The following is a 16,221-nucleotide window of genomic DNA, read 5'->3' on the forward strand; positions in this document are numbered from 1 at the left end:
CTGTTTTTTCTCCCTCCGGCAAGCACAGCTTGCCGGAGGGTTTGTTTTCCGTCCCGGGAAAAACGGCGGCTCTTCAACCGCCTTCTCCGTCCCGGTTGCAGGAACCACGGGACGGGAATTCCCAACAGAGGAGCTCTTTTCCTGTTCCGCCCCGCATCCGGAAAGCGCAAGGCCCTCAACCGCTCCTTCTCCTTTTTCCCCGTGGAAACGGAGGCCATGTTGAAATTGACCCGATTCCCGTTCATTCTCGGTCAACGGGCCGCAGAACAATTCCATCGCGTTGTTCAGGAATTAATGGTCGTTGATTCCGATATTCTGCCGTTTACAATAAGACAAGCCATCTCCTGTTTTGACAGTTGATGTTCCACCTCCCGCCGGATTTCTAATCCGCCAACAATTAAAAATATTGACGATCAATGTGTTATTTGATATAATGCATTGATTTTCAGTGTGGTTTTGTGGTTCTGGTCTTTTCCTGGTTCATTTCTTTTGCCATGATTTTTCGAACTTTACCTCTGTTGGAAAGATCGGACGCCGCAAACGGATTAGAAATCCGATAAAAAACGGAAGTTTCTTACGCGGAAACATTTTTAGCAACTGTTGTAATCACTCACATGAAGACTAAATATCTTGCTCTCCTGATCGCCGCCATAGGAGGCAGCCTGTCCTTCGGGGCTTCCATCGACGGTCTGGACGCGGCTTATTCAAAAGCAACCACCGTTTATAACGGAACCTCCGGCGATACACTGTCTGTGTCATCCCCCACAACTATTAGCTTAAACAACGCATACAGCTGGACGATGGCATTCACCATTTCCGGGCTGGGAGCCACTTCAAATTCAGATGTAGGGTTGCTGTTTACCTACAACACCGGCTCTTACAAAAATCTGGAAGGTCTGGGATTTCAGCTTACGGAGTCCGGCAATCTCACTCTTTGCGCCGGAGGTTTTGCTTATGGCGGAAATCCAGCTGCCTCCTCCCCCTGGAAAACGCAAACGTTTTCCGGTTATTCCGCCAGCACCCCCCTGACCCTGTTTTACACATTCAACAGGGGAAATGTTTCCATCTCCGCCATGCTGGGGGACGACACGTCCACACTGACCACGCTGGGAGACCTCAGCAGCTCAGCCGCTTTCAGCAACCAGAACATGACTCAGATCAATTTCTCCGCCAAAGACACCACCGGAAACACATGGTCCGTCCCGAATGGAATCACGGGGGAATATACCCTGAACAATTTTGATCTGTACACGGCGGTTTTGACAGAAGAGCAGATGAAGGCATACGCCCTGAGCGCCGTTCCGGAACCGGCTGCGGCCTCTCTCGGCCTGCTGGGCCTGGGCATCCTGCTGATGCGCCGCCGCAGGGCTTAAACTTTCGTCCGCCCGCCAGACGGGCCGCGCGATTATTCCCGAAGAACGCGCTTTCCCCGGAGCCGGCCTGTCTGGATGCATTCAGGAGCGGCACGGAAAAAATATTTCATCAACGGCCCTTCGTTTTCTTCAGGCCCTGATGGAACAAAGAAGCCCCGCGGCATAACGCCTGCGGGGGCTTTTCTATTAAAGAAAAAACGGTAACGCCGCTCAAGGAGCGTTTTTTCAGTCTTCCCTTCTTTTAAACAATTCCAACGCAAGCTGGGACCAGGTCTCCAGTTTCTCAAACATTTCCCCGGACAGTTCCTCCGGAGACACGAAACGGAGATTGGCCAGGGCCGCTTCATTCGCGCGCACACGGTCCGTATCCAGCTCAAACAGGTGGACAATGCCCAGATGCACGGCCCCCACCTCATTGGTATCGTCATTAATCACGCCGAGCACCCGCTGGGTGCAGCTCCCGTCAATAACCAGTTCCTCGCGGATTTCGCGCTCCACTCCGGCCAGATAGGTGGACACGTCGTCATGGCCGGATTGGCGGTCCACCGGATTGATATGGCCTCCGATGCCGATGGACCCCTTGTCATGCAGGCGGGCCTCGCCGCCGGAACCTCCGCGCGTGTAATGCAGAATGCGGCCCCTGTGGCAGAAAATGGCATAGGCGATGATCTGCTTGTGGGAAGGATCGTTTTCCGCGGCCTCCCGGTCCATGAAGGAGGCGACGCCCGGCTTCATGAACGCATTCAGATAATGATCCCCGCCTTTCCGGTGTCCCTGGAAATAGCCCGCCTCCTCAAAGGCGGCGCGGGGAACCACCAGAACCTGTTCTCCATGGTAACGTGACATGGAGACACCCTACCCGTTTTCCTCCCGCGCTCAACAAAAAAGGCGCTGAAACGGCAAATTCGCCCTTTCCTTCCAGGAACGCGCAGGCCGCCCCTCCGCATCAGGAAATATCCCGCACTTCCACGCCATGGTTCCGGAACCTGCGCATGATGCTTTCCAGCTGTTCCGCATTCATGAGATGGAGCGGCAGCCACAGCACCAGCTTCTTGCCGAACAGGAACAGCAGCGCGTGGCGCGTCCTGCACAACGTGGAAAAACGGTCGTAGGGAATATTCATGGGATCTACGCCCTTGCTGGAGAACGTCAGGTAGTCCTCATGGAAAACGTAATCCTTTTCCTGATGGTACATGGGCACTTTTTTGTTGGCGGCCAGAGCGGCCTTTGCCAGGAAGGGAACGTAAAACCAGGACAGGATAATCGCCATCAGCGCCCCGGCCAGGGACAGCCAGGCGAATAAGGGCAGAGGCCGCAGGGAAAAGGAATACAGCGTCATCAACATAAAAAAGGCCGTAATGGCCAGATCCAGAGGCTTCTTCCACCTGGAACGCACCGCATGGTACCATGCCACCAGCACCTGCGTTGCCAGGCGGTCGGAAGGTACGGGCTTGACGAGTTTGATGACCTCTGAATCCTGCATCATGGCGGCAGGGTAGCTTTATTCCCGCCGGAGAAAAAGCCTAAAAGAGGGTTCTTCCGCCGCTATTGTGTCAAAAAAGCCCCTCCGGAAAGGTTTCCGGCCCCTTTTTCCCGCCTCCGTTCACGGGGGAAAGCCTCCTTCCCCGCATGCAGGCCAGAATTTCCTTGATAATCATAGTTCCCTTCATAGAATGAGAAACCAAAAGCTTTCTGAAGACCCGGTGGCAGACAATCTTCAAATTCACGTACGCACGTTCCAGCCCTCAACCACTCAGGCACAGGCTCTGGAAGCCCTGACGGATTCCATGTCGGAAGTCCTTGACGACCGACAGCTAAGGCACATCAGGAATGCGGTTCTTCTGCGCGAGGAAACGCAGACCACTTATCTGGACCACGGCCTGGCCGTCCCTCACGGACGCACCAGCGCGCTGGATTCCATGCAGGTCACCGTAGGCATCAGCCCTGAGGGCGTCCTCTGGCCGGACGATTCCCGCAGCGCGCACCTCATTGTGATGCTGGGCGTTCCCGCCTCCATGGTGACCGGCTACCTGACCACCATGCAGAAATTGTTGCGGTGGCATAAAAACGCCCCCCTGGGCCCCAACGGGGAATGGACGGGAGATGAAGCCGGCCTCCTGGCGTCCCTTCAACAAGCCCTGCAATGACGGACAAGAAAAACCAGCCTGCGGAGAAGACGCATCTTTCCTGGTCATGGCTGCGCATGGCGCTGAGCCTGCGTGAAAAAGTCAAGCTGGGAGACAAGCAGGTCATCTTCATCTGGGCGGTCGTCGTCGGCGCGCTGGGCGCCCTGATGGCCCTTGTCTTTGAAATGGGCGTGGAACTGGTGCAGGACGTCCTGACGGGGCGGACCAGCTACAGGCAAATTCAGGTCTTTCAGGAAATGGCCGGCCAGGACCCGGCCTGGTGCATCTTCGTCCCGGCGGCGGGCGGCCTTTTAGCGGGTCTTACGCTCCTTTTCACCCACCGTTTTGTGCCGGCCAAGGCAACGGAATACATGGAAGCCGTGGCGCTGGGCAACGGATACGTGCCTCCCAAGCCCAGCCTTCTGCGTTCCCTGTCCGCTGTTTTCTCCGTAGGTTCCGGCGCCTCCATCGGCCGTGAAGGCCCGCTGGTGCAGGCTGCCGCCGTAGCGGGTTCCGCCCTGGGGCGTTTCTTTCACCTCTCCGCGCCCCGCCTGCGCCTGGTGGTGGCCTGCGCCGCCGCCTCCGGCATGTCCTCCGCCTTCCATACGCCCCTGGCGGGCGGCCTGTTCGTAAGTGAAATCGTTCTGGGCGCGCTGACCATTGATTTTCTGGCTCCCCTGCTCGTGGCCAGCTGCGCGGGCTATTTCACCATGGGCCTGTTCCATGAACCCGCCCCCATCTACCAGCTCCAGCAGGAAGTCTCCCTGGCGGGCAACCAGCATGTGCTCTGGTGCGTGCTGCTGGGAGCCCTGGCCTCGCTGGTCGCCAGTTTCTGGCTCCTCATCCTCAAAAAATCGCGCCAATACCTGAACGGCAAGCGCCAGTGGCTGCCCGTGCGCCTGACGGCGGCGGGCGTGCTGGTGGGCGTCATCGCCATCTTTTACCCGGAAATCGTAGGGAACGGCAAAAATATCATCACTTCCCTCATTAATTATGAATTTGACGCCGCGAGAGCCGCTGTCCTGCTGTTCCTGAAAATATTCACCGTCGCCATCGTTTTCGGCGTGGGAACCGTGGGGGGCGCCCTGACGCCCAGCCTGACTATCGGGAGCGTCTGCGGCTTCCTGTTCAGCGCGGCTCTTACCCAGCTGGGCGTGCCCGGTGACCATGCCATCGCCTATTCCCTGGTGGGCATGGCCGCCTTTTTCACGACAGCCGCCAATGCCCCGATCACCTCTCTGGTGCTGGTGGTGGAATTCACCATGGCCGGGCAGATGATGTTCCCCCTCATTATCGGCGTGCTGGTTTCCTACGGAATGGCCAGGCTCACCAGGGCCCAGTCCATGTACCATGATTCCCTGGCCTTCGGCCCCAGAAGCACCTTTGACAAACCCCTGGCCCAGGTGCAGCTTCAGGATGTAGCGCGCAAGAACCCGCCCGTGGTGCATCCCCTGGACAAATTCGGCACCATTGCCGCCATGCTCATCAAAAATCCGGCCCAGCCCATCTTCGTCACATCCCCGGCCGGCAAATACCTGGGCAGCGTGGTGGCGGAAGACGTGGCGGCCTTTGCCCGCAACAAGGAGCTGGCCCAGGCCGTACTGGCCATGGATGTGCTGCGCAGCGACATGCCTACGCTTCCTGCGGACATGCACCTTCCGGAAGCGCTGGGCATTTTCTCCCGCCCCCACTGCGCGGAATCCCTGGCCCTCGTGAACCCGAACAACGACCTTCTGCTGGGCGTGGTCAACAAGACGGACCTCTATCTGGTGCTCTCCGAGATCATGCGCAGGGAAAAGCTGCAATAAGGGGGGCGGCCTTTCTACATTATATCCGTTGAAATACTGGAAAAAACGCCGCTCCTTCCCTCAAATTACGGGAAATGCCTGTTCAAGCCCCCCTGCCCGGTCAAAAGATATTTCCCCTTTCTCCAACTCCGGCGGCGTCCCGCTTTCCTTTCACGCCTTATCCGGGCATGGCATCCGGGGAACGGCGTATTTGGGGTTCCCTTCATGAAAAACACGGGGCAGAGGCATGATTTCTCCGGCACAAGCGCCCTGCCGCCATTGCGAAAAGTGAATCCGGCTTCTTCCGAGGGCCTCTGCCCGGAGCCCCTCCGGCAAAATTTGCTTCCTCCGGAAAACGCGGACGAGCCGGGAAGAGCATTTTTTTCCTCCTCTTTTTTTACAATAGGGGTCAGGTTAAAAATAACAACAAACTTGCATTTCAGACCTTTTCCGGTACGCTTCCGGCATGAGCCGTACCCTGAGAATAGAATACCCCGGAGCAGTCTATCACGTGCAGAGCGAGGGCAACCGCGGAGACGCCATTTACCTGGATGACGAAGACAGGGAAATTTTTCTGCGGACTTTTCAGGAGGCGTCCCGCAGAAGCGGATGGACCGTGTACGCCTACGCCCTGATGGCCAATCACTACCACATTCTTTTCCAAACCGCGCGCGCCAATCTGGTGGATGGCATGAAATGGCTCCAGACCGCTTATACCCAGCGTTTTAACGCGCGCCACCGAATGCGTGGGCATCTGTTCGCGGGCAGATACCACGCCATGGTGGTGGAAGCGGATAACGCTCACTATTTTTCAACCATCATTGACTACATCCACCTGAACCCGGCCCGGTCCGGCCTGGCGCGCCGCCACACGTTCCTTTCCGGCTGCAAATGGACGAGCCTGCCCGCATGGCTGGACTCTCCCGCCAAAAGGCCCAAATGGATTCATCCGGAACGCGGCCTCGTCTGCTTCGGCTGCGACGACACGGAAGACGGCCGCCAAAAGTACCTCAACCATCTGATGGGCCGTTTTGAAGCGGAACGCATGGATGAACGCTCCCTGCTGCCCGCCGGCCATGTAGGCCCCGGCACCGTCCAGCGGGGCTGGTGCTACGGCTCCAGCGCCTTCCGTGCCAGGCTGGTGGGGGAACTTCCCCGGCTGGCGCGCAGAAAGCCCGTCACGACAGGGATGCGCGCGTCGGAGATCGGGGAATACCAGGCGGAAATCATCGTCAAAAACGGGCTGAAAGCATTCGGCCTGTCGGAGGAGGAGCTGCTGGCCACGCCCTACAGCCACCCGTCCAAACTCATCATCGCCCTGGCCGTCAGGCAAAGCACGCTGGTACCGTATGCATGGATCAGCAACCGGCTGCACATGGGCATTCCCAAATCCATGGGAACTTTGCTCCACCGGGCAAAAAAAATGGCGGAAACGGATTTGAAAACGCGGGCATGGATCGAGCGCCTGAGCTCCTGACCGCCATTCCTCCCACGGAATAAACCTGGAAAAAACTTCCTCCTGCCACAAGAACCCGGCTGGCATGAAACCGTCGATCCGCGGCAGGAAGAAAACAGCGGGAAGCAATCAAGGCGCGCCCCCTTCTCCGGCACATCATCATGCAGGCCAGCCCAAGCAATTCCTGGGATGCCGCAGCCGGTCCCGGAACTACGGAAAACGGCCATGGCGGCAATCCCGGCTTACCCCCCTCCCAATGAGGGAAACAAGAACCTCCGCCGTGGCCTTCCCCGTCCACTTGACCAGGGTTAGCCTGTTGTTGGGAAAATTCCATATCTGCCGCCTTGGCGGTTTTTGACCACTTCTTCTTTTTCATTCGTTCTTTATCCAAACCATATTCAAAATCCGCCCCGCGGAAACAGGAACCCGAATGACCGAGGACAAACTCCGTGTTTCAGCATCCGGAACACGTAATGCGGAAAGGCGTCAGTCGGCAAAAATGGGGTCAGTTTACAAATCACAACATATGAACATATTTTCTATTTTCCTGCTGACCCCTAAAGACCGTCAGAAAAAAAATAATTGCCAGTCCGCTCTACGGAATGATAAACGGAAAGCGCATGCGCAACACTGCGCGTGAAGCGTCAACCCAAATACAACAACAGAAAAGATGGCACAGACATATTCCCAGCGCGTGCTCGACTTGGTCAAGGCCAAGCATAGCCACGAAAAAGAATTCATCCAGGCCGTTCAGGAAGTGCTCAGCACGATTGAACCGGTTTTGGCCGCGAATTCCAAGTATGAAGACCACGCGATTCTGGAACGGATCGTGGAACCGGAAAGAACCATTCTGTTCCGCGTGCCGTGGATCGATGACCAGGGCAAGGTTCAGGTGAACCGCGGGTACCGTGTGGAATTCAACAGCGCCATCGGGCCGTACAAGGGCGGTCTCCGCTTCCACCCCAGCGTCAACCTCGGCATCCTGAAGTTCCTGGGTTTTGAACAGGTTTTCAAAAATTCCCTCACCACCCTCCCCATGGGCGGCGGCAAGGGCGGTTCCGACTTCGACCCCAAGGGTAAGAGCGATAATGAAGTGATGCGCTTCTGCCAGAGCTTCATGACGGAGCTTCAGCGCCACATCGGCGCGGATACGGACGTTCCCGCGGGGGACATCGGCGTGGGCGGCCGCGAAATCGGCTACCTGTTCGGACAGTACAAGAGAATCCGCAACGAATTCACCGGCGTTCTCACCGGCAAGAGCCTGAACTGGGGCGGTTCCCTCATCCGTCCGGAAGCCACCGGCTACGGCTGCGTGTACTTCGCCCAGAACATGCTTGCCACCCGCAACGACGACCTGCAGGGCAAGGTCTGCCTGGTGTCCGGTTCCGGCAATGTAGCCCAGTACACGGTGGAAAAACTTAACGAACTGGGCGCGAAGGCGGTCACGATGTCCGACTCCAACGGCTATGTTTACGATCCGGACGGCATTTCTCCGGAAAAACTGGCCTGGGTCATGGAACTCAAGAACAAGCGCCGCGGACGCATCGCGGAATACGTGAAGCAGTTCCCGAAGGCCCAGTACTTTGAAGGCCAGCGCCCCTGGAGCGTTCCGTGCGACTGCGCCTTCCCCTCCGCCACGCAGAATGAAATCAACGGGGAAGACGCCCGCACCCTCATCAAGAACGGCTGCACCCTGGTGGCGGAAGGCGCCAACATGCCTACGGACCTGGAAGGCATTGAAACTTACCTGGCCGCCAAGATCCTGTACGGGCCGGCCAAGGCCGCCAACGCCGGCGGGGTGGCCACCTCCGGGCTGGAAATGTCCCAGAACAGCCAGCGTCTCTCCTGGACGCGTGAAGAAGTGGACCACAAGCTGAAGACCATCATGGCCAACATCCACGCAAACGCCGTGGCCCACGCCCAGGAATACTCCTCCGACAAATCCTTCACCAACTACGTCACCGGCGCCAACATCGCCGGCTTCGTGAAAGTGGCGGATTCCATGATCGACCAGGGGGTAGTCTGATCCCTGGCCGACATACTTGCTGCCAATGTAAAACACACCAGAAGCGCCGGGTTCGCCCGGCGCTTCTCTTTTCTACGGAAACGTCTCCATGCCGGAAGTTCCTTTTTCCCGTATGGCCAAACATGACGGCGGAAGAACTTCAAAGGCCTCCCGGCATGGGGAACAACCACCCTCAGGAGCTTTTCCCGGCTGCTGGGACGTTGCCTGCTGCATCACGGCAGCGCCGGGATATCTACAATTCAGGGCTGGGGCGGCCGGACAAAAATGCGTTACATGCCCTGTTCCCGAAATTGGAGGGCCAATTCTCTTCCCCTGCCCCATTTTCCCGCATCAAGGGCCGGAACGGCGCTTTCCCGGCCCCAATGCATCATTGGAGCTCCTGAATTATTCCTTCAACAGGCGGCAGACGGCCTGGGCCGCATGTTCCGCAGCCCCTCCCTGCCCCAGTTTGTCGGAGGCCTGTTTCATTTCCTCCAGCAGGGCGTCCCTGTTTTCCGGAACCAGCAGGCGTTCTATTTCATCAATCACCTTGTCCGGCGTAAAATCAAACTGAACCAGCTCCTTCACCACGGGTTTCTGCGCCAGGATATTCACCATGCCGATGAAGCGTATCTTGATGAGCATGCGGGCCATCCAGTACGTCAGCAGGGGAACCTTGTACACCAGCGTGTACGGCAGGCGGTGCAAGGCGGCCTCCATGGTGGCGGTGCCGGAAGCCACCACCCCCACGGCGGCGCGGTCCATCAGCTCATGATATCCCCCCACCGTAATGTGGAACAGCTCCGGCGGCATGCCGGCCTTCCGCGCCATGCCGCGCATTCTTTCCGCCAGAGCCTCCGTGGAAGCGGCGGTTTCAAAGGACAGTTCCGGCCGTTCCCGGGAAAGACGGCTCACTACCTCTATAAATACCGGGAAATGCCTGTCAATTTCACGGTTCCGGCTGCCGGGAAACAGACCGACCAGTGACGGCTCCCGGACGCCCTCCTTACGGATGGAAGCAATTTCATCCACCAGGGGATGCCCCACAAACTCCGTTCTCAGGCCGGCTTCCTGGAACAAGGGGGCCTCAAAGGGGAAGATGCACATCATCAAGTCCAGCATGCGCACCATCTTGGGAATGCGCCCACGGTGCCACGCCCAAACCTGCGGGGAAATAAAATAAACGATTTTGGTGCGGGGGCAGCACTTGCGGACCCTCTCCGCCAGCCGCAGGTTAAACCCCGGATAATCAATCAAAACCAGGCAATCCGGCTGGTCCTGCCGTATCCTCTCCAGAATGGAGAGAAAACGCCTTCTGAACCATCCGTATTTTTTGAGCACCTCCACCACGCCGATAACGGCGGCTTCATCCGCCCAGTCCTCCACGCCGGGGCATAACGCGTGCATGCCATGGCCTCCCAGCCCCGAGACCTCCATGCCGGGCATCAGGCGCAGCAGATTTTTCAACAACAGGGAACCATGAATGTCCCCGCTCTTTTCGCCTGCTATGATATAAAGCTTCATCATTTTCTGCAACGGCGCGCGCCGGATGCTTTCTTATCTTACCAGCCCCGTTCCCGGGACGCAATAAAAGACTTTCCTTTCAAGGATTTTGATGCAAGATACGCGCCGTTATGCATGAGTTGATCTCACTTTGGATGTCCTGGGTGCAGGACTGGGGATATGCGGGCGTCATTGTCCTGATGGCCATGGAAAGCTCCATCTTCCCCGTTCCCAGCGAAGTGGTCATCCCGCCCGCGGCCATCCTGTCCGCCCAGGCAGGAGCATCCATGAGCTTCTGGGGAGTGGTGGCCGCCGGAACGTTCGGCTCCTGGCTGGGTTCCGCCATTACCTACGCCGTGGCCCGGACCGTGGGCCGCCCGGTCGTCATGCGCTGGGGCAAATTCTTTTTCATGCCGCCCCACAAGGTGGAAAAGGCGGAAATCTTCCTTCAGCGGTACGAAGTTTCCGGCGTCTTCTTCGCCCGCCTTCTGCCCGTCATCCGCCATCTCATTTCCATTCCCGCCGGCATTGTCCGCATGGGCTTCGGCATTTTCTCCCTGGTCACCGTGCTCGGCTCGGTTGCCTGGTGCACGGTGCTCGCCTGGTACGGGCACCGCATCGGGGAACGGCATCCGGAACTGCTCAAATCTCCGGAGGAGCTGATCCGCACCGTCAAGAGCGAAAGCCTTCCTCTTATTCTGGCCGTGCTGGTGCTGGCCGTCTGCTACATACTCATGCTTCGTCTGACGGATCGCAACAAGCCGGAAAAAGCCGCAGCGGACACGCCCGCAGAAAAAAAGCAGTAAAAGAAACCCTTTTTCCTATGATCCCTTCCAAGGAAGACCGGACTGCCCGGGCTCTGGATTATTTCCACCAGGGATATAATTGTTCCCAATCCGTCTTTGCCGCTTTTGCAGATGTCTGCGGACTGACGGAAGAAACGGCCCTGAAGCTGTCCTCCCCCCTGGGGGCAGGCATTGGACGCATGCGGGAAGTATGCGGCGCTTTTTGCGGACTGAGCATGCTGGCAGGGAGCCTGTACGGAAACAGTTCCCCGGAAACCGGAGAAAAGGAGAAAATCTTTTCTCTGGTTCAATCCCTGGCCGCCTCCTTTAAACAGGAATTCGGCACGCTTTACTGCCGGGAACTGCTGGGGCTGTCCCCTGAGCGCCTGGCTGCGGAAACGGCGCGCCCCGGAGAAAGAACGGCAGCTTATTACGCCTCCCGCCCCTGTGAACGCTGCATTGCCTTCTGCGCCCGCCACGCGGCCGAGCTGGAAGCAAAAGCCCGGCGTCATGAAAACGCCCGGCCCCCTTTACAGGGAAACCGGGCGCTTTAACTACAGACGGAAGGCACCGTCAATGGGCGGCGGAACTGTTGCATGCGCCGTCCGGACAGGACGCCTTCAACTTGTCAATTTTTTCATTGGTTTCACCCATCCCCTCGTCATAAAAGCCCTGTTCGTCCGGGGCCAGCACCTGGAGGAGGCGGAGAAATTCGCCCGCGTGTTCCTTTTCCTCATTGGAAATATCCAGCAGGACTTCCTGGGCCAGTTTATGGTCGATGGATTCTGCAAGCTGGGTATAAAGCTGGATGGCTTCATATTCCGCTGCGATCATGAACCGGATGGCCCTCACCAATTCGCCATGAGTGAGTTTCCGGTTTTCCTTTAATCCGCTAAATGCATTTGTAAATTCAGGCATGCAGATGAGACCTGATACAGAAAGCCTTCATTCAATATGCTTTGTCATAACTTTTATACGACTGCAGCCTTGAAAACAGTACAGCGAATAAATGACCAGCATCTTTTGCCGGAACAAGAAAGGAGCGCCGGGTTTTCTGCCGGCGCTCCTGTTAATCAAATTTTTCCGGAACAACAGCCTTACTTGGCTTCCGCAGCCTTGGGCGCGTATTTCTTGAAGAATTCAACGTACTGGGCGGGAGTACGGCCGGGAACATAACCCGTGCGGCCCAGCTCCTTGCCTTCCGCATCCACTACCACCATGACCGGCACGCCGGTAATTTTATACGTCTTGGCTTCCTTGGATTTGCTGAAATCCGAACTGCCGAATTCAAATTTGACGCCGATAGCCACGCCGTCCATGCCTTGCTTGAAGTCCTTTTTGGAAAGTATTTCCTTCTCCAGCTTAATACAAAAGCCGCACCAGGACGTTCCCGTGAAAAGAAGAACAATAGGAAGGCCGGTTTCCGCCGCCTGCTTCTGAGCGCTCTTCAGGCTCTTACCCCAGCGGAATTTCACTTTCGCCGCCTTGGCGGCCTTGGCGGCGGCTTCCTTGTCCACGGGAACGCCTTGAGCCATGGAAACGCCGGAAACGCTGAATCCCAACACCGTACACAACGCAAAAATAAAATGTCTGTTCATCATACTCGGTAAAACGTTTTTTTCAGATTAGCAAAAATACTTTGTATAGGAAGAGAAATCAGCGTCTTCTTACCGAAGAAACGCTTCCGTCACCCTTCACAAAACGAAGCGCCCTCAAAAAAAGTATTGCTCTTTCCTCCTTAATCGGGTAATAATCCGCCCGCACTTACAAACGCGCGGTTAGCTCAGTGGTAGAGCAACACCTTGACATGGTGGAGGTCGTAGGTTCAAATCCTATACCGCGTACCATCTTCAACAAAAAGACTGCCTCCGGCGAGGCAGTCTTTTTTATTCTACCTATTGAATATCAAAAGGATTACAGCGTTTTTACCTGTCTGCACATTCCGTCCGTTTACTGGGGGAACGCTAAGATGCGTTGACGTTTTGTGTAAAAAATTGTGCAGATAAATCGTAATTCATTTATGATAAATAATAACGTACAATATAACGAATGTCATTCTCCTTAAAACCCCATTCCTTTCTAAAGCGCTCAATGCAAAAGACTAATTTGCGAGAATAAGAGAAAATACGGGAGATAGCTACCTTCTTACTCACTTACGGTGAACGATATGATGAATATTTCACCTCATGCGTTTCCCATGCGGGGAAAATGTTTTTCCAACTTTTTTTGAACACAAGCCCCTTCCCGGGACGCTAATGATAGGAAGGCAGTCTAAGGCCCCAGCCCTTACCCCTCCTTCCCTGATGAAACAATGACCATTAAAAGCCCGGCGGAAGATACTCCGCCGGGCTTGCTTCTTATTATGAAATTCCGCTGGTTAAAGCGTCCGGGAAATTAACGGGTGGTCAAACGGTCATATAACTCATTGGCATATTTATGATTGGGATGATTCACATTCATATACGCCTCATAAAGAGGGTGGGATGGATCCGATTCCATCCGCATGGCTTCCTGCGCGGGAGAAGGCGCCGCATTTCCTGCATGATGGAGAGGAGCCTCATCAAGCAGGCGTGACGCCTGGTACAACAGGCGGATCGCATCCGGATTGGAACCGAGCCCTGGATTATCCAGCAAAGCGTCCGCGTCCACCCCTGTTTCAGAGGCAAGCCGCCGGAGAACGGCGGCAGCCCTGCCCATGTTGCGTTCATAATTGGAACCCCATTCCTGCTGAAGGGACTGTTCCGCCTGCATTTCCATCTCCATCCGGGCATCTTCCATGTGCTCGCGGGCCTCATCATATGCCTGGGCCATCGTCTCCTGAAGAGCGTTCATTGCCTCCGGCGGCACTCCGTAACGATAGGCCGTGCGGGCCATGCGTTCTGCCAGGTCGGCATTCCATTCGCTTTCCGGCGTGGATTCAGGACGTTCCAGGCGGTATTCCTCCTCCGACTCCGGCAATCCGGCCAGCCGGCGGAACCGCGCCATCTGTTCTTCATTCTCCACGCCGGGATAACGTCGCAGGCGTTCCAGCTCCGCGTAACTCTTCGCCAGGGCCTCCGGCGTCTTAAACTTGGAAAGGGATTTCTCCATCCCTTTCAGCTCATCAAACCGGGCGTACCAATCCGGAGCAAAACCTCCGTCCTCCCCCAGAAGGGGAGGAAAAGGTTCAGTTGGAACCGCGGCTCCGGCCAACGCTTCCGTCTCCGGGGAAACGGCCCCGGAACCCTCCGCATCCCTGAAAGGAGCGGCCATGCTGTTATTAGTGGAATCAATCATTTTTTTCTTCTTCTGTAGTTTCTTTAATGGCTAATTGGAGCTGGCGGCGGATGTACAGAAATATCTCCCTGTAGGCATCCCTCCTCATGGCGTCCAGAGGGTCGTAATTCCCCGGACTGCCTTGAAAAACGGGCAAATCAGTCTGGAAGCGGGCTTCCAGAAAGGAAAGCGCCTCACGCCCGTCCGGAGTGTCAAACACCCGGAGAAGCTGGCGCCTTTTGAGACGGGCCTCCCGGACGGAGGCCTCCTGCTGCAATGTCGTATCCTGGTTCATTTTTGAATCGCGGTTAACTGGTCAAGCAAAGGATTGAGGGAAGCGTAAGGATCCTCTTCCGCCGGAGCCGGGGAGGTTCCCTGCCGGAGGTCCGCCCGTTCCTTCCGCATGGCGCGGACATCGGCCCAGGGCCTCAGCATGCTCTCCGGGGCTCCGTCCACCCGGGCGGACAGGCGGAAACAGTGGTCCCAGTCCACATGATCCGCCAAATCCGGGGCAGCCTGCATCATCATGTTCAGCCGCTGAAGGCTGCGGTCCATCCCTTCGCTCTGCAAGCGCCTGAGCACCAGGGCAATCTTTGACTGATAGACAACCCTGGGTTCTCCCACGGCAACGAAGCCGTCCCTCCCCTCCCTCAATACCGCACGGGGGGGCCTGGGAAACTTGCCCATACGGAACAGCAGGGAAAAAATGCGTGTCATTGTGGAATACAAATCACTCACAAACAGCGTAAAGGAAGGAGAAAACATCAAGACGCGCTCATTCTCCCGCGCCATGACCTCCGTGGCGGTCATATTGCCGTGGCGCCCGCTCCATAGCTCCAGCATGGGCAGATAATAGGCGCGTCGTATCGCATCCTGCTTCTGCGCCAGACGGTCCATCCCGACATCATACCTGCCCTGCGTGGCCCACTCCCGGGGAAGATGAAGGGAAGCGGCCTCCGGGGTAATGACGGTCCTGCCGCCGGCTCGCAAATCCACCTCCCCAATCTGGTTGGCAAGCTCCAGAATGCGGGGAAAGGCGGCCACCTCGCCAAGAGTGTCCAGAATACGGTTCAGGAACTGCACCTGCTGGATGGCGGGAAACACCAGCCTGCCGGGAGCCAGGCCGTACGGGCCGCTGCCCCACTTCAAAAAGCGGGTTACCAGATAAGGGAACTCCATATATCCCCCCTCCTCCACGATCACCTGGTCATCCAGAGACAGGTAAACGCTTTCAAACGGCATGTGGGAAGCCTGCTCCCTGCGGCGGCTGCGCCGGGTGCGCGGACGCACCACATGCAGAAACCTCAAAGTCGTGGCATACGGATTGCCTCCGCGCTCCAAAACTTCCCGGGCCCTGGGCCCCAGAGCTTTCACCCCGAACATGGAGCGCGCCTGATGGGCCGTGTAGGAAAACTCCCTGACGTAGGTATCCACCCGGCCTTCCGCATTCTCCGCACAGGCGAACTGGCCGCACGGAATATTGGTGAACAACAGCCTTCCGTCTGAGGAAGTGCCCGTAAACAGGCTTCCGGTCCCCAAAGCCACCCGGTCCAGAAAACACTCATGGATCTCCGTGTAAAAATTGGAAACGGACAATTCTTTTAGGGCAATTTCCGAACACTGGTTATACCAGGCCTCCGCCTCGTCGCCTCCCCGGTCGTCCGGAGCCGACCACTTGAACCATACGTCATGGCTGGGCGTAATATAGGACATATGGCCGCTGGCCAGCTTCTGGCATGCCTCCACGGCAGTAGTATCCGTCATGCGGTCCATGGCGTCCCTGTTGGGCAGGGAAACCTCCCCTTCCCGGTTCAGGCGGCGAGGCAGCACGTAATCCCTCAGACGGTCCCACCACGTCTCCCATGGCGCGCGCTGGACGGCCAGGGACTTGTACACGGAATTCAACTCCGCAACTCTTTCTTCCATGGCAG

The 16,221-nt window shown here is 56.9% G+C and carries 15 protein-coding genes and 1 tRNA gene; 8 read left to right on the plus strand and 8 right to left on the minus strand.

The features are described from left to right. The first annotated feature begins 614 nt into the window (after window positions 1-614). A complete protein-coding gene (locus tag O4G22_RS10485) occupies window positions 615-1,373 on the plus strand; it encodes a PEP-CTERM sorting domain-containing protein (RefSeq protein ID WP_300771245.1) in 759 nt (252 codons plus the stop codon). Between the two features lie 225 nt (window positions 1,374-1,598). Here the strand turns inward: O4G22_RS10485 and O4G22_RS10490 are convergent, their stop codons facing one another. Together O4G22_RS10490 and O4G22_RS10495 are read right to left on the minus strand one after the other, a co-directional pair. Further along, window positions 1,599-2,219 carry a hypothetical protein gene (locus O4G22_RS10490; RefSeq protein ID WP_094137169.1) on the minus strand — a complete coding sequence of 207 codons (621 nt, stop codon included), beginning with the start codon at window positions 2,217-2,219 and terminating at the stop codon, window positions 1,599-1,601. Window positions 2,220-2,319: 100 nt separating this feature from the next. Continuing rightward, entirely contained in the window at window positions 2,320-2,859 is a 540-nt protein-coding gene (locus tag O4G22_RS10495; protein ID WP_306701751.1) for a hypothetical protein, read from the minus strand. A 187-nt stretch (window positions 2,860-3,046) separates the two neighbouring features. Between O4G22_RS10495 and O4G22_RS10500 the strand changes: the two genes are divergently transcribed. From O4G22_RS10500 to gdhA, 4 genes are all read left to right on the plus strand, one after another. Continuing rightward, a complete protein-coding gene (locus O4G22_RS10500) occupies window positions 3,047-3,520 on the plus strand; it encodes a PTS sugar transporter subunit IIA (RefSeq protein ID WP_094137171.1) in 474 nt (157 codons plus the stop codon). Continuing rightward, window positions 3,517-5,307 (plus strand): chloride channel protein, encoded by a 1,791-nt coding sequence (locus O4G22_RS10505; protein ID WP_094137172.1) that lies wholly within the window; start codon window positions 3,517-3,519, stop codon window positions 5,305-5,307. The genes O4G22_RS10500 and O4G22_RS10505 overlap by 4 nt, the downstream gene beginning before the upstream one ends. Before the next feature lie 445 nt (window positions 5,308-5,752). Beyond that, on the plus strand, window positions 5,753-6,763 hold the full coding sequence (locus tag O4G22_RS10510; RefSeq protein ID WP_102737417.1) for a transposase: 1,011 nt from the start codon (window positions 5,753-5,755) through the stop codon (window positions 6,761-6,763). A gap of 649 nt (window positions 6,764-7,412) precedes the next feature. After that, window positions 7,413-8,768, plus strand: coding sequence for an NADP-specific glutamate dehydrogenase (gene gdhA / locus O4G22_RS10515; protein ID WP_094137174.1), 1,356 nt, complete (start codon window positions 7,413-7,415; stop codon window positions 8,766-8,768). Window positions 8,769-9,152: 384 nt separating this feature from the next. Here the strand turns inward: gdhA and lpxB are convergent, their stop codons facing one another. Then, window positions 9,153-10,274: a lipid-A-disaccharide synthase gene (lpxB, locus tag O4G22_RS10520; RefSeq protein WP_094137176.1), complete on the minus strand. Its 1,122-nt coding sequence runs from the start codon at window positions 10,272-10,274 to the stop codon at window positions 9,153-9,155. A 107-nt stretch (window positions 10,275-10,381) separates the two neighbouring features. Between lpxB and O4G22_RS10525 the strand changes: the two genes are divergently transcribed. Then, window positions 10,382-11,056, plus strand: a complete 675-nt coding sequence (locus O4G22_RS10525) for a DedA family protein (RefSeq protein ID WP_256943594.1) — start codon at window positions 10,382-10,384, stop codon at window positions 11,054-11,056. Window positions 11,057-11,073: 17 nt separating this feature from the next. Then, window positions 11,074-11,589 carry a C-GCAxxG-C-C family protein gene (locus O4G22_RS10530; protein ID WP_094137178.1) on the plus strand — a complete coding sequence of 172 codons (516 nt, stop codon included), beginning with the start codon at window positions 11,074-11,076 and terminating at the stop codon, window positions 11,587-11,589. A 19-nt stretch (window positions 11,590-11,608) separates the two neighbouring features. Here O4G22_RS10530 and O4G22_RS10535 read toward each other — a convergent pair whose 3' ends face one another. Both O4G22_RS10535 and O4G22_RS10540 read right to left on the minus strand, forming a co-directional pair. After that, window positions 11,609-11,953, minus strand: a complete 345-nt coding sequence (locus tag O4G22_RS10535; protein WP_094137179.1) for a ferritin family protein — start codon at window positions 11,951-11,953, stop codon at window positions 11,609-11,611. A gap of 179 nt (window positions 11,954-12,132) precedes the next feature. Continuing rightward, entirely contained in the window at window positions 12,133-12,636 is a 504-nt protein-coding gene (locus tag O4G22_RS10540) for a thioredoxin family protein (RefSeq protein WP_094137180.1), read from the minus strand. Between the two features lie 171 nt (window positions 12,637-12,807). On the opposite strand from O4G22_RS10540, the gene O4G22_RS10545 reads away from it, so the two are divergent. Beyond that, window positions 12,808-12,882, plus strand: a tRNA-Val gene (locus O4G22_RS10545). 547 nt (window positions 12,883-13,429) lie between these two features. Here the strand turns inward: O4G22_RS10545 and O4G22_RS10550 are convergent. The 3 genes from O4G22_RS10550 to O4G22_RS10560 are packed head-to-tail and all read right to left on the minus strand — an operon-like array spanning window position 13,430 to window position 16,216. Continuing rightward, on the minus strand, window positions 13,430-14,311 hold the full coding sequence (locus O4G22_RS10550; RefSeq protein ID WP_297674133.1) for a hypothetical protein: 882 nt from the start codon (window positions 14,309-14,311) through the stop codon (window positions 13,430-13,432). Further along, window positions 14,304-14,585 (minus strand): hypothetical protein, encoded by a 282-nt coding sequence (locus tag O4G22_RS10555; RefSeq protein ID WP_290488182.1) that lies wholly within the window; start codon window positions 14,583-14,585, stop codon window positions 14,304-14,306. The genes O4G22_RS10550 and O4G22_RS10555 overlap by 8 nt, the downstream gene beginning before the upstream one ends. Then, window positions 14,582-16,216: a portal protein gene (locus O4G22_RS10560; protein ID WP_306701752.1), complete on the minus strand. Its 1,635-nt coding sequence runs from the start codon at window positions 16,214-16,216 to the stop codon at window positions 14,582-14,584. Before O4G22_RS10560 ends, O4G22_RS10555 begins: the two co-directional genes overlap by 4 nt. Window positions 16,217-16,221 lie beyond the last annotated feature (5 nt).

Origin of the sequence: Akkermansia muciniphila (genome assembly GCF_030848305.1) — a bacterium.
Classification (GTDB): Bacteria; Verrucomicrobiota; Verrucomicrobiia; order Verrucomicrobiales; family Akkermansiaceae; genus Akkermansia; species Akkermansia muciniphila_A.